The organism is Geobacillus thermopakistaniensis, assembly GCF_000498995.1.
GTDB lineage: Bacteria > Bacillota > Bacilli > Bacillales > Anoxybacillaceae > Geobacillus > Geobacillus thermoleovorans.
This window is the reverse complement of record NZ_AYSF01000083.1, coordinates 1,467-14,872: the sequence shown is the minus strand read 5'-3', so window position 1 is coordinate 14,872 and position 13,406 is coordinate 1,467. Positions and strand designations below refer to the sequence as shown.

General features: G+C 56.9%; 10 protein-coding genes, 1 rRNA gene and 1 other annotated feature (1 of these 12 only partly in view). Of the genes, 3 read left to right on the top strand and 8 right to left on the bottom strand.

Annotated elements, in window-relative coordinates; translation table 11 throughout:
* The 5 genes from pfkA to dnaE all read right to left on the bottom strand — a co-directional run.
* The coding region (gene pfkA, locus T260_RS124080; RefSeq protein WP_031213152.1) for a 6-phosphofructokinase at nucleotides 1-918 on the bottom strand (918 nt) is incomplete at its 3' end.
* Between the two features lie 179 nt (nucleotides 919-1,097).
* Nucleotides 1,098-2,075 carry an acetyl-CoA carboxylase carboxyl transferase subunit alpha gene (gene accA / locus T260_RS124085; RefSeq protein ID WP_011232215.1) on the bottom strand — a complete coding sequence of 326 codons (978 nt, stop codon included), beginning with the start codon at nucleotides 2,073-2,075 and terminating at the stop codon, nucleotides 1,098-1,100.
* Nucleotides 2,060-2,932, bottom strand: coding sequence for an acetyl-CoA carboxylase, carboxyltransferase subunit beta (accD, locus tag T260_RS124090; RefSeq protein ID WP_023634466.1), 873 nt, complete (start codon nucleotides 2,930-2,932; stop codon nucleotides 2,060-2,062). Before accD ends, accA begins: the two co-directional genes overlap by 16 nt.
* Nucleotides 2,933-2,971: 39 nt before the next feature.
* Nucleotides 2,972-3,655 carry a FadR/GntR family transcriptional regulator gene (locus tag T260_RS124095; RefSeq protein WP_031213151.1) on the bottom strand — a complete coding sequence of 228 codons (684 nt, stop codon included), beginning with the start codon at nucleotides 3,653-3,655 and terminating at the stop codon, nucleotides 2,972-2,974.
* 59 nt (nucleotides 3,656-3,714) lie between these two features.
* A complete protein-coding gene (dnaE, locus tag T260_RS124100; RefSeq protein WP_023634464.1) occupies nucleotides 3,715-6,990 on the bottom strand; it encodes a DNA polymerase III subunit alpha in 3,276 nt (1,091 codons plus the stop codon).
* 115 nt (nucleotides 6,991-7,105) lie between these two features.
* Here dnaE and ytrH point away from each other — a divergent pair, with 115 nt between their 5' ends.
* Both ytrH and ytrI read left to right on the top strand, forming a co-directional pair.
* Nucleotides 7,106-7,447, top strand: coding sequence for a sporulation membrane protein YtrH (ytrH, locus tag T260_RS124105; RefSeq protein ID WP_011232219.1), 342 nt, complete (start codon nucleotides 7,106-7,108; stop codon nucleotides 7,445-7,447).
* On the top strand, nucleotides 7,444-7,947 hold the full coding sequence (ytrI, locus tag T260_RS124110) for a sporulation membrane protein YtrI (protein WP_023634463.1): 504 nt from the start codon (nucleotides 7,444-7,446) through the stop codon (nucleotides 7,945-7,947). The genes ytrH and ytrI overlap by 4 nt, the downstream gene beginning before the upstream one ends.
* Before the next feature lie 393 nt (nucleotides 7,948-8,340).
* Here ytrI and T260_RS124115 read toward each other — a convergent pair whose 3' ends face one another.
* Nucleotides 8,341-9,288, bottom strand: coding sequence for a DHH family phosphoesterase (locus tag T260_RS124115; protein ID WP_013524308.1), 948 nt, complete (start codon nucleotides 9,286-9,288; stop codon nucleotides 8,341-8,343).
* Nucleotides 9,289-9,391: 103 nt separating this feature from the next.
* Here T260_RS124115 and T260_RS124120 point away from each other — a divergent pair, with 103 nt between their 5' ends.
* Entirely contained in the window at nucleotides 9,392-9,700 is a 309-nt protein-coding gene (locus T260_RS124120) for a YtpI family protein (RefSeq protein WP_013144507.1), read from the top strand.
* Between the two features lie 84 nt (nucleotides 9,701-9,784).
* On the opposite strand, the gene T260_RS124125 is transcribed toward T260_RS124120, so the two are convergent.
* Together T260_RS124125 and T260_RS124130 are read right to left on the bottom strand one after the other, a co-directional pair.
* Nucleotides 9,785-11,092 (bottom strand): CBS domain-containing protein, encoded by a 1,308-nt coding sequence (locus tag T260_RS124125; protein ID WP_011232223.1) that lies wholly within the window; start codon nucleotides 11,090-11,092, stop codon nucleotides 9,785-9,787.
* A gap of 183 nt (nucleotides 11,093-11,275) precedes the next feature.
* Nucleotides 11,276-11,521 (bottom strand) — a sequence feature (23S ribosomal RNA rRNA prediction is too short).
* A gap of 63 nt (nucleotides 11,522-11,584) precedes the next feature.
* A 23S ribosomal RNA gene (locus T260_RS124130) occupies nucleotides 11,585-13,406 on the bottom strand (it continues 885 nt past the right edge of the window).

Here is a 13,406-nt window from a genome sequence, read left to right as displayed (position 1 = left end):
TTTCAGATCTAAAACATCGCCGAAAACGGCAATGTCATGGTCCACGATTTGGTTGTTTTGAATGCCAACGCAGCGGCCGCCTTTGCCTTCAAGGAGCAGCTCGACCGCATGGGCGCCGAGGCGGCTCGCTAACACGCGGTCAAACGCCGTCGGCGATCCGCCGCGCTGCACATGGCCAAGCACCGTCACGCGCGTCTCAAAGCCGGTCGCCTCTTGAATTTGCCGTCCGAAGTCGACGCCGCTGCCGACTCCCTCGGCGACGATGATGATGCTGTGTTTTTTGCCGCGTTCATGGCCGCGCTTCAAGCGAGCGATGATGTCGTCCATGTCGTAGTCCGCTTCCGGAATCAAAATCGTCTCCGCCCCTCCGGCAAGCCCCGACCATAGCGCAATATCGCCGGCATGGCGGCCCATCACTTCGACGACGTACGTCCGCTCATGCGACGTCGCCGTGTCGCGGATTTTGTCAATGGCGTCAATGACCGTATTGAGCGCGGTGTCAAAACCGATCGTGAAATCGGTGCCTGGAATGTCGTTGTCGATCGTCCCGGGCACGCCGACGCACGGGAAGCCGTGCTCCGTCAATTTTTTCGCCCCTTGATACGACCCGTCGCCGCCGATGACGACCAGCCCTTCAATGCCGTGCTTTTTCAGCTGCTCGATCCCCTTTTTCTGTCCTTCTTCCGTCTTAAACTCCGGGCAGCGCGCGGTATAAAGGATGGTGCCGCCGCGATGGATGATGTCCCCGACGTCCCCGACTTCCAGCTTTTTGATATTGCCGGCGATCAACCCGGCATACCCGTGGTAGATTCCGTACACTTCCACCCCATGGTAAATCGCTTTGCGGACGACAGCGCGAATGGCCGCATTCATGCCCGGCGAGTCGCCGCCGCTTGTCAACACACCAATCCGTTTCATCATTTCCACCTCGTTTGCATCGAATTGCACACGTCCGACCTCATGCGTCTTCTTGAACATCCCTAATGTACCATGAACAACAGCGGAACACAATATAGAAGCGATCGCTGAAACGGCTTACAAAAGTGGATTTTTTCACGATAGAACAAAGCTGTCCCGCGACGGAGACAGCTTTTTCCTTATCTTGCCCGAATCGTTTCCGGCAAAAACGACACTTGGCCCATTTGTTTAAATTTTTCATAGCGCTGCCGGACGAGCTCTTCGCCGTCAAGCGCCAACAGCTGTTTGAGCGAACGGCGCAGCACGCGGTCAATTTCTTTTGCCTGCTCGTCGGCGTTGCGATGAGCGCCGCCTTTGACTTCCGGAATGATTTCATCGATGACGCCGAGCGCCTTTAAGTCATGAGCGGTGATTTTCATCGTTTCCGCCGCCCGCTGCGCCAATGAGGCGTCTTTCCACAAAATCGCCGCCGCCCCTTCCGGCGAGATGACCGAGTACGTCGAGTTTTCAAGCATATGGATATGATTGCCGACGCCAAGGGCAAGCGCCCCGCCGCTTCCGCCCTCTCCGATGACGATGCAGACGACAGGCACCGTGAGCCCAGCCATTTCAAACAAGTTGCGGGCGATCGCCTCGCTTTGCCCGCGCTCTTCGGCCGCTTTGCCCGGGTAGGCGCCTTTCGTGTCGATAAAGCAGATGATCGGCCGCGAAAACTTTTCTGCCTGCTTCATGAGCCGCAGCGCCTTCCGGTATCCTTCCGGATGCGGCATGCCAAAGTTGCGGCGCAAGTTTTCTTTCGTATCTTTGCCGCGCTGGTGGCCGATGACCGTCACGGGGAGTCCGTCGTATTTGGCGATGCCGCCGACGATCGCCTCGTCATCGCCAAAGCAGCGGTCGCCGTGGCACTCAAGAAAGTTCGTAAACAACCGCTCGATGTAATCGAGCGTCGTCGGCCGCTGCGGGTGGCGGGCGATTTGCACGCGGTCCCACGGCGTCAAATTCGCATAAATCTCGTTTTCCAGCTTGGCGAGGCGCGCCTCAAGCTTTTCGATTTCCGCCGATAAATCGACATCCGCCGTTTTCATGAACTCTTTCAACTCTTGAATTTTGCGGCGCAGCTCGACAAGCGGCTTTTCGAATTCTAATTCCGCCACCATCCCTCTTCCCCTCCTTTTTGATGAAGATCCAAGACGACCGCAAGCGTTTCTTTCAGCTCGTGGCGGTGAATGACGGCATCAAGCTGCCCGTGCTTCAGCAAAAACTCCGCCGTCTGGAAATCGTTCGGCAGCTCTTCGCGCACCGTCTGCTCGATGACGCGGCGGCCGGCAAAACCAATGAGCGCCCCCGGCTCGGCAAAGTTATAATCCCCAAGCGAGGCGAAACTCGCCGATACACCGCCGGTCGTCGGGTGGGTCATGACGGAGATGAACAAGCCGCCGTCGTTGCTGAACCGTTTGAGCGCCGCGCTTGTTTTCGCCATTTGCATGAGGCTCAACACCCCTTCCTGCATGCGGGCGCCGCCGGAAGCGGTGAAAATGAGAAACGGCATCTGCTGTTTGCGCGCCCGTTCGACGGCGCGGGTGATTTTTTCGCCGACGACCGAGCCCATGCTGCCCATGCGAAACGATGAATCCATGACAGCAATGACGAGCGGATGGCCGTCAAGCGCCCCTTCGCCGGTGACGACCGCCTCGTTCAGCCCTGACTTGCGCCGGTCTTCTTCCAGTTTTTCGATGTAGCCCGGAAAGCCGAGCGGATTGACCGAGATCATATCGGCGTCATACTCGCGGAAGCTGCCGTCATCAAGAAGGCTTGCAATCCGTTCACGCGCCGGCATCGGATGATGGTAGCCGCAGCTTAGGCAAACGCGCAAGTTTTTGATCAACTCTTTTGTATACATAATTTTCTTGCATTGCGGACATTTCGTCATCACGCCTTCCGGCACTTCATGCCTCGCTTGTTCTGAAGGCAGCGGTGCATACTTTTTCTTTTTCACAAACAAGTCTTTCCACACGAGGGAGCCCCTCCTTTGCGTTTTCGCCTCTCTACTACTTTATCGAAAATGGACATCATTGTTTGTCAAACGATGTCCGGCCCGTTTCGACAACGGCGAAGGCCGTTGCGCCTCCCAGACGGCGACAGTCTCCGCCGGATCTTGCCTTTCCAAAGCGGCGAGCAGCTGTTCATAGCTGGCGTCGGCAAGGGGCGGCTCGGGCGCAAATGAAGCGGCAAACCCCGACAGCACCCGCCAAATGCGGGCGAGCAAAACATTGCCAGCCGCTTCCACCACCGTCTCGAAAAACCGCGCGAAATCAATCGGTTTTTGACGAACGATTTTTTTCAACTCGTCTACGTCCTCCGCGCTCCGGCGCCGACACGCAAGCGCAAGCAACAGGCGCTCGATGAGCCATTTTGTTTCCGCCAAATCGGCCTTCGCCCGTTCGTTTTCCAACAAAAACATCGCCAACAGGTCGATCAGCTGGTGGCTGCCGACCTCACGCCTATACCTCCCCTCGCCGCGCCGCGTTTCAATCAAGCCGAGAAATTCAAGCGCCCGCAACGCCTCGCGCACCGATGAACGCCCGACGCCGAGCCGTTCGGCCAGCTCGCGCTCCGACGGCAGCTTGTCGCCAGGGGCTAGGTTGTCTTCCGCCATCATGCGGTGGATATGTTTTAACGTCTCGGCATACACGTTCTCCTCTTTGATACAATGACCCCTCTCCTTCGCTTCATCCACTGGTCTGACCACCTAATGGTTATACGATATAACAAAATAATGAAATAGTAAAGAGCGATTTACTTGACGACCACGCGTCCGAAGCTGAACAAGGAAAGCAGTTCATCGACAAGCGGGGCGGTGAGATCGGCCGCATACCGCTCGGGAAGACGGAGAAGCTTTCGCTTCGCTTCATCGTACAAATACACCGGAGTGCGGCCTTGGTGTCGTTCCAACAGCGGCTTCAGCGCGGCAAGACGCGCCTTGTCTTGGCGGCTGGCGTCGATATACAACGCCGACGCCGTCAAGCGTTCGGCCCGGCGGATGATGAGCTGACGCCGTCCGCCGCGCACCTCAATCGTTCCGGCAAGCAATACAAACTGCCCTTCTTTCAATATGTCCGCCGCGCGGCGGTAAACGTTCGGAAACGCCACCGCCTCCAATTCCCCGCTCTCATCGCCGACGGTGAAAAACGCCATTTCTTCACCCTGCTTTGTTCTCGTTTTCCGTATGCGGACGACCGCTCCCCCGACTACAGTTGACGGACCTTGTACATCGGCAACACACACCGCCCCCGCCGCTTGCAGCAACGGGCGGCACACCGCCGCCGGATGCGGGGTGACGGCGAAGCCAAGAAACTCCGCTTCCCGCCGCCGCCGTTCGGACAAAGGCCACGAATGTGCGGCAGCATATTTCGGTTTTAACGACAGCCCTCCGGCTTGCAGCGCCTGAACCCATTGCGCATGTTCGATCGCAATGTCAATGCTGGCAAGAAGCGAAGCCCGATCTGCACCGAACTCGTCAAACGCCCCAACGGAAATGAGCGCCTCGAGCGCCGGGCGCCCGAGCCCTTTTGGCAGCAGGCGAGCAGCGAAATCAAAGAAGTCGGCAAACGGTCCGTTCGCTTTCCGCTCCTCGACAATCAGCTTCGCCGCCGAGCCGACTTGCTTCACCATCGCGAGCCCAAGGCGAATGGCGCTCCCCTCCACGGAAGAGCGAAAACCGCTTTTGTTGACCGACGGCAAAAGGACGTTGATCCCTTTTCGCGTCGCCTCCCAATAGTATACCGCCGCTTTTTCTCGGTCGCCGGAAGCATTGGTGAGCATGACCGCATAAAAACAAAGCGGGTAATGAGCTTTCATATACGCCATCGCATACGACAACATCGCATAGCTGACCGCGTGGCTTCGGTTGAAGCCGTAATCGGCAAAGCGGACGATGTGTCGGTACAGTTCCTCGGCGACTGCTTTCGGATAGCCGTTCGCCACGCAGCCGGCGACAAACGCCTGACGCTGCTCAGCAAGCAGCGCTTTCTCTTTTTTCGCCACCGCCCGGCGAAGCACGTCCGCTTGTCCGAGCGAAAATCCGGCAAGCCGGGCGGCGATTTGCATAATTTGCTCCTGGTAGATCAACACCCCGTATGTGGGCGCCAAAATCGTCTCAAGATCAGGATGGGCATAGGACACCGGCTCTTCCCCGCGCTTGCGCCGGATGTAAACGGGGATCATTTGCATCGGCCCTGGCCGATACAAGGCATTGACGGCGACGACATCTTCCAATTGCGACGGCCGCAGCTCGGCGAGCACGCGCTTCATCCCGCTTGATTCCAGCTGAAAAATGCCGTTTGTATCTCCAGCGCCAAGCAGCGCGTACGTTTTTTCATCATTGAGCGGCAGCGTGCGGATGTCAAACGGCTTTCCTGTCTGCCGCTCGATCAAACGCACGATCTGCTCGATCAACGTGAGCGTGCGCAAACCGAGAAAATCAATTTTCAGCAATCCAAGCGCTTCAAGTGCCCCCATCGCGTATTGCGTCAGCGGCCATTCGCCATGGCTTGGCTGCAGCGGCACGAAGCGAACGAGCGGCTCCGGGCTGATGATGACACCAGCAGCGTGGATCGACGTATGGCGCGGCAGCCCTTCCAGTTTTTGCGCAACAGCCAGCCACTCTCTCCCTTGCGGAACCGCTGCCACCGCGCGCCGAAAAGCGGCGGACTCGGCATGCCATTGGCGGAGCGTCACACTTTGTTTGCTCGGCAGCAGCGCCGCGACCTGTTCCGCCTCCCGCCCAGGGACGCCAAGCGCTTTGGCCGTCTCGCGCAGCGCCGCTTTGGCGCCGAACGTACCGAACGTAATGATTTGCGCAACGCGGTCGCGCCCGTATTTATCCGCCACATAGCGAATCACTTCTTCGCGCCGGCCATCAGGAAAATCCAAGTCAATATCCGGCACCGACGCCCGCTCCGGATTTAAAAACCGTTCAAACAAAAGCCCATACTTGATCGGATCGACATCGGTGATCGACAATGCGTAGGCGACAAGCGACCCGGCCGCCGAACCGCGGCCCGGGCCGGTTAAGATGCCGCGCCGGCGGGCGTAGGCGAGCACATCGGCGACGATCAAAAAATAGTCGCTGAAATGAAGCGACTGAATCACATCCAGCTCATGCGAAAGCCGACGCCAGTAGCGCTCATCGGCCGACGGCACGCGTCGGGCGAGCCCTTGTTCCGATAAGAGGCGCAAATAACTGTCGGCCGTCTCTCCGTCCGGAACGGGATACGCCGGCAGCCGCCAACCGCCAAACTCGATCTGCAGCTCGCATTGATCGGCGATCGCCAGGCTGTTCTCGAGCGCCTCCGGCAAGTCCGCAAACCGGCGCGCCATCTCCTCTGGCCCCGCCAAATAGCGGCCGTTATCGTCCTCAATGTCAGCGAGCAACGCGCCGCGGCCGATGGCCTGCAAGCAACGCCACGCCACGGCATCGCTGCGCTCCACGTAACGGACGTCGTTCGTCGCCACGATCGGGACGCCGGTTTCCTCCGCCAGCTGCAACAACCCGGCTTCATATGGGGCTCGCGTTTGCTCGCCGCGCTGAACGGCGACATACAGCCGTCCTGGAAACAGCTGATGATAGCGGCCAAGCGCCTCTTTCGCCCGCTCCCATTCGCCGGCGGCCACAAGCGACTCGACGCGTCCCTCGCTTCCGGGAGTGATGGCGATGATGCCGCCGCTTAAGCGTACAAGAGCGGCTTCCTCCATATGCTTTGTTTCCCCCATTTGTATCATGGTGCTGATTTCAAGCAAATGGCGATACCCCTCTTCATTGGCGGCCAACAGCACGAGCGGGAACGCTTCCTCCCCAGAAAGAGCGACATCAGCCGTCACGCCGATAATCGGGCGAATGCCGTTCTGCTTGCATTCCCGGTAAAACGGAATAGCGCCATACAACACATTCCGGTCCGTGAGCGCGAGCGCTTGATAGCCGAGCTGTTTCGCCCTCGCTGCAAGCGCCTCCACCGCCGCTGCACTTTGAAACAAACTGTATCCGCTCAACACATGCAAGTGGACGAACATCATGACCATCCCTCCCTCATCCGTGCGCTTGACGGGCGAAAACTTTTCTTTCGGCTACATACTCCGTCCACCCTATTGATATACATAGATAAGAGAGAAAGAAAGGGCGGGGAAACGCATGAACGAAAAAGCGGCCTTCTTGCCGGCGTTTATTCAAAGCTATTTTATCGCCGTCGGCGTGCTGCTTGGCGGCGCCATCATCGGCGCGCTCGGCGCGTTTTTGAGCGGCGGCCAGCCGCTGACGGCCATGTACCGATTTGCCGGCGATTTGCGCATTTGGGCGGTCGTCGCCGCCATCGGCGGGACGTTTGACACGTTTTACGTCGTTGAGCGAGGGCTGTTTTTAGGGGAAACGAAAGACATCGTGCGGCAATTTTTGCTCATTTTGTCCGCCATGGGCGGAGCACAGACCGGAGTGGCGATCATCACGTGGCTGACGCAGGAGCACATTTCGCCATGAGAATTCCTCCGTATTACCAATACCCGTCATGGCAGCGCTTTTTCGCCGGCGCGGCGATCGGAGCGCTCATCAGTTGGTTTGGCTTTTTGTATATTTTCGGCGTCTTGCAGGAAAAACAAGTGCAACACGTCAATGAGCTCAACGAACAGATCGCCGATTTGCAAAACGAAATTCGCATTTGGCAGGAAGACTATATTCATTACAATAAGGAAATGAAAAAAAAGCTGACCGTGCAGGACGTTTCCGTCCATCTCGCCAACGCCGAGCAATATAAACTTGATTCATATACGACGTTTCGCATTGAAGACAGCGTCAAAGAAGATTTGTCCCATTTGATTACGAAAGACATCGAAACGGTGTACAACAGCCGCGAACTGATTGAGCGGGCAATTGAAAACAAAACGTATACGATCCACGAGAAGACATACCGGCTTGAACTTCACACACTCACGATCTTTACCTTGTTGGCCGTCGAAGTGAAACTGACGCCGCTTCCGTAGAGCGCGCCTTGCCGCCCCATTCCGCCGCGGTGGAGTGCCAAACAAGCGCGTCTTGCGGGAAAAGAGGGTGTCCCGAAAGCCTTCGGGACGCCTTCTCCTATCAACATGACGCTTCATTTGAAACAACAACTTTGTGACATACTCCCACCACCTACGCTTCGCTTAGAGGTGGGGGCTTCTCGGGTAATCCCATCTCATGATGGGAAGTTGACCGAGCGATCNCCTACGCTTCGCTTAGAGGTGGGGGCTTCTCGGGTAATCCCATCTCATGATGGGAAGTTGACCGAGCGATCCCCGTGTGCCCCACGGTTTTACTGAAATTCACCTCCCACTTTCACTTCGTTTAGAAGTGGGAGACTTCTTTCGGAAAGATGTTAAAACCACCCGTTTCCGTCACCGCTCAGCCCGACAGACCGCTTTTACGTCTTCAATCACGCGATCCGCTTCCTCCCAAGAAGCAATGGACGCACCGGCTGCGAGCGGATGGCCGCCGCCGCCGTAGCGTTTGGCGACCACATTGATGACCGGCCCTTTGGAACGGAAGCGAACGCGGATTTCCCGTTCTTCCTCAATGAAAAACACCCAGGCGACAATGCCGTCAATATTGCCGAGCAAACTGACGAGCTGCGACGCCTCAAGCGGGGTGACGCCGTATTCCTCAAGCAGCGCCCGCGGCATTTTCACAGCCGCCACCCCTTCCTCGATCATAAAGTTCGACAACACATAACCGCTTAAGCGGGCGAGCGGCAAGCTCGTCCGATACAATCCGTCGTACAATTCCGTCAGCGAAAAGCCGTACGAAATGAGCTCCCCAGCGTAGCGGAACGTTTTTTCACTTGTGCGCGGAAACAAAAAGCGGCCCGTATCGCCGACAATGCCGGCGTAAATGAGACGCGCCGCCTCAACGGTCATCGTCAACCCTTCCTCTTTCCCCGCCAAATAAAACTCATAAATCATCTCGCTTGTCGAACTGGCGGCGGTATCGACCCACATAATGTCGCCATACGGCGTGTCGTTCGGGTGATGGTCAATTTTAATGAGCTTTCGCCCGAGCCGATAGCGGCTGTCGCAAATCCGCTCCTCATTAGCTGTATCGCAGACGATCACGAGCGCCTGCGCGTACACAGAATCATCAATGACATCCATGTTCCGCAAAAACGACAGCGACGGATCGTCCGTTCCGACCGCGTACACCCTTTTTTTCGGAAACGACGCCCGAAGCAACGCCGCCAACCCGCCTTGCGACCCGTACGCGTCCGGGTCCGGGCGAACGTGGCGGTGGATGATGATCGTGTCAAATTCACGAATCGCATCAAGAATTTGTTGATGAACCGGTTTCATTCGTTCTTCCCCTTTAGTCACCTGTCATATTCAACCGCTGGCATTTTTCCCTGCTTCTATGTACAATGAAAAAAAAAGAAATGAACAACGGAGGGACCCAACCATGCCAGCCTTGGTTATTTTCATTATATTTTCCTTTTCGTTTTACGTCTATTATAAAATCCGCTACGTCCGCTCCCATCGTCCGATGGAACGCCGCTTTCTCTCAGCGAAATCGAGCATGGCGCTTGGACTGTTCGTTGCCTTGTTCGGGATCAACCAATTGTTTTTGTATCAGACAACCGTGACCTATATCATCTGCGCCATTTTTATCGCCTTAGGCTTCGGGAGCGTTTGGGCCGGCTACCGCGCCTACCGCTGCTATCTGCCGCAGGCGGTCGAAGAGGCAAAGGAAGCGGCAAAACAAGGGTAATACCGTTTGGCGTATGCGCCGGCCAACGATAAAGGAAAAGGATGTTCCCATAAGGAAGTGGACATCCTTTTTTTCCTTTACCGTTTATCGGTCGATCAGCTGGCACATCATCATGGCTTTGCCGACAAGATCGCCTTCGTTATACACTTCGACATCCACTTTGCCGAACTTGCGCCCGAGCTCTAAAAGCTTTGCCCGCACGTCGACCGTGCTGTCGATTTGCACCGGCTTGATGAAGTAAATCGTGATATTTTCCATCACCAAATCGCCGCGTTTGTACGCGCGAAGCATGCGCGCCGCCGCTTCGGTGACGATCGTCGTAAACACGCCGTACGAGAGCGTCCCTAAATAGTTCGTCATCTGCGGCGTGATCGTGCAGCGAAACAGCGTTTCTTTGTCGCCTGACTCACGAAACTGGGCGGTGATGAGATCATCGATCGTCTCCCCGACTTGCGGCTGGCGCTGCGCCATTTGCAGCGCTTTTAACACGTCTTGGCGGCTGATGATCCCTTGCAGCCGGTTATAGTCATCCACCACCGGGAGAAGCTCAATTCCTTCCCATACCATAATATGAGAAGCAAACGCCACTGACGTTTTTCCGTTCACCGTAATCGGCTGCTTCGTCATCACCTTTTCGATCGGCAGCTGCCGGTCGACATCCAGCACGTCTTTTGCCGTCACAACCCCTTGCACTTTCAGCTCATCATCGACGACCGGGAACCGGCTATGGCGCGTCTCTTTGTTCAACGCATACCACCGCTCAATCGGATCATGGACGCGCAAGTACGCTGTTTTGTCAAGCGGAATGAGAATATCCTCGACCAACACAATTTCTTTTTTGATGAGCTGGTCGTAAATCGCCCGGTTGATCATCGTCGCGACCGTAAACGTGTCATAGCTCGTCGAAATGATCGGCAGCTGCCGCTCATCGGCGAGCTTTTTCACGTGGTCGGCCGTGTCAAACCCGCCGGTGATGAGCACGGCCGCCCCCGCCTGAAGCGCCAGCTCGTGCGCCTTCGTCCGGTTGCCGACGATAAGCAAATCCCCTGCGCCCGTATAGCGCATCATCGCCTCCAGCTGCATTGCGCCGATGACAAAACGGTTGAGCGTCTTATGCAGCCCTTCACGTCCGCCAAGCACTTGGCCGTCCACAATGTTGACAACCTCGGCGTACGTAAGCTTCTCAATGTTTTCCTTCCGTTTCTTCTCAATCCGGATCGTGCCGACGCGTTCAATCGTGCTCACATACCCTTTGTTCTCAGCGTCCTTGATCGCCCGGTACGCCGTCCCTTCGCTTACGCCCATTTCCTTGGCGATCTGCCGGACAGAAATTTTCTCGCCGATCGGCAGCCGGTGGATGTATTCCAAAATTTGCTCGTGTTTTGTCGCCAACGGTTCTTCACCCTTTACGCGTTTGTTACTTTCATTATAACGGGCCTGGCGGCGGGGATTCAACGGTCGCGCCGGCCATCATAAAGCGCCCTTCCCAAAGCGGGAAGAGCGCCTCTGTTACAGCTCGATGCTTTCCCCCGGTTTCAACGCGCGGCCGACGCCCGGCGGAAGGAGCGAGACGAACCGCTCTTTTCGGCTCGCTTTTCTTCCACCTCGGACCTATCGACCTCGTCATCTTCGAGGGATCTTACCCGCTTTGCGCGGTGGGAAATCTCATCTTGAGGGGGGCTTCACGCTTAGATGCTTTCAGCGCTTATCCCGTCCGCACATAGCTACCCAGCGGTGCCCCTGGCGGGACAACTGGTACACCAGCGGTGCGTCCATCCCGGTCCTCTCGTACTAAGGACAGCTCCTCTCAAATTTCCTCCGCCCGCGACGGATAGGGACCGAACTGTCTCACGACGTTCTGAACCCAGCTCGCGTACCGCTTTAATGGGCGAACAGCCCANCGCGGTGGGAAATCTCATCTTGAGGGGGGCTTCACGCTTAGATGCTTTCAGCGCTTATCCCGTCCGCACATAGCTACCCAGCGGTGCCCCTGGCGGGACAACTGGTACACCAGCGGTGCGTCCATCCCGGTCCTCTCGTACTAAGGACAGCTCCTCTCAAATTTCCTCCGCCCGCGACGGATAGGGACCGAACTGTCTCACGACGTTCTGAACCCAGCTCGCGTACCGCTTTAATGGGCGAACAGCCCAACCCTTGGGACCGACTACAGCCCCAGGATGCGATGAGCCGACATCGAGGTGCCAAACCTCCCCGTCGATGTGGACTCTTGGGGGAGATCAGCCTGTTATCCCCGGGGTAGCTTTTATCCGTTGAGCGATGGCCCTTCCATGCGGAACCACCGGATCACTAAGCCCGACTTTCGTCCCTGCTCGACCTGTCCGTCTCGCAGTCAAGCTCCCTTGTGCCTTTGCACTCTCCGAATGATTTCCAACCATTCTGAGGGAACCTTTGGGCGCCTCCGTTACCTTTTGGGAGGCGACCGCCCCAGTCAAACTGCCCACCTGACACTGTCTCCCACCCCGCTAAGGGGTGCGGGTTAGAATTTCAATACCGCCAGGGTGGTATCCCACCGCCGCCTCCACCGAAGCTGGCGCTCCGGCTTCCCAGGCTCCCACCTATCCTGTACAAGCGATACCAAAATTCCATATCAGGCTGCAGTAAAGCTCCACGGGGTCTTTCCGTCCTGTCGCGGGTAACCTGCATCTTCACAGGTAGTATAATTTCACCGGGTCTCTCGTTGAGACAGCGCCCAAGTCGTTACACCTTTCGTGCGGGTCGGAACTTACCCGACAAGGAATTTCGCTACCTTAGGACCGTTATAGTTACGGCCGCCGTTTACTGGGGCTTCGGTTCGCACCTTCGCTTCCGCTAAGCGCTCCCCTTAACCTTCCAGCACCGGGCAGGTGTCAGCCCCTATACGTCGCCTTTCGGCTTCGCAGAGACCTGTGTTTTTGATAAACAGTCGCTTGGGCCTTTTCACTGCGGCTCTTCAGGGCTCTTCACCCCAAAGAGCACCCCTTCTCCCGAAGTTACGGGGTCATTTTGCCGAGTTCCTTAACGAGAGTTCTCCCGCGCGCCTTAGGATTCTCTCCTCGCCTACCTGTGTCGGTTTGCGGTACGGGCACCTCTTCCCTCGCTAGAGGCTTTTCTTGGCAGTGTGAAATCGGGGACTTCCGGATNGCCTTATGATCCGCGGATTTGCCTGCGGATCAGCCTCACGGCTTGGACAGGCTCTTCCAGCCGCCTGCTCGCCCTATCCTCCTGCGTCCCCCCATCGCTCAAACGGGAAGAAGGTGGTACAGGAATCTCAACCTGTTGTCCATCACCTACGCCTTTCGGCCTCGGCTTAGGTCCCGACTAACCCTGAGTGGACGAACCTTCCTCAGGAACCCTTAGGCTTTCGGCGCAGAGGATTCTCACCTCTGTTTTCGCTACTCATACCGGCATTCTCACTTCTAAGCGCTCCACCAGTCCTTCCGGTCTGGCTTCTCTGCCCTTAGAACGCTCCCCTACCGATGACCAACGGTCATCCCGCAGCTTCGGCGGCACGTTTAGCCCCGGTACATTTTCGGCGCAGAGTCACTCGACCAGTGAGCTATTACGCACTCTTTAAATGGTGGCTGCTTCTAAGCCAACATCCTGGTTGTCTCGGCAACTCCACATCCTTTTCCACTGAACGTGCACTTCGGGGCCTTAGCTGGCGGTCTGGGCTGTTCCCCTCTCGACCACGGATCTTATCACTCGC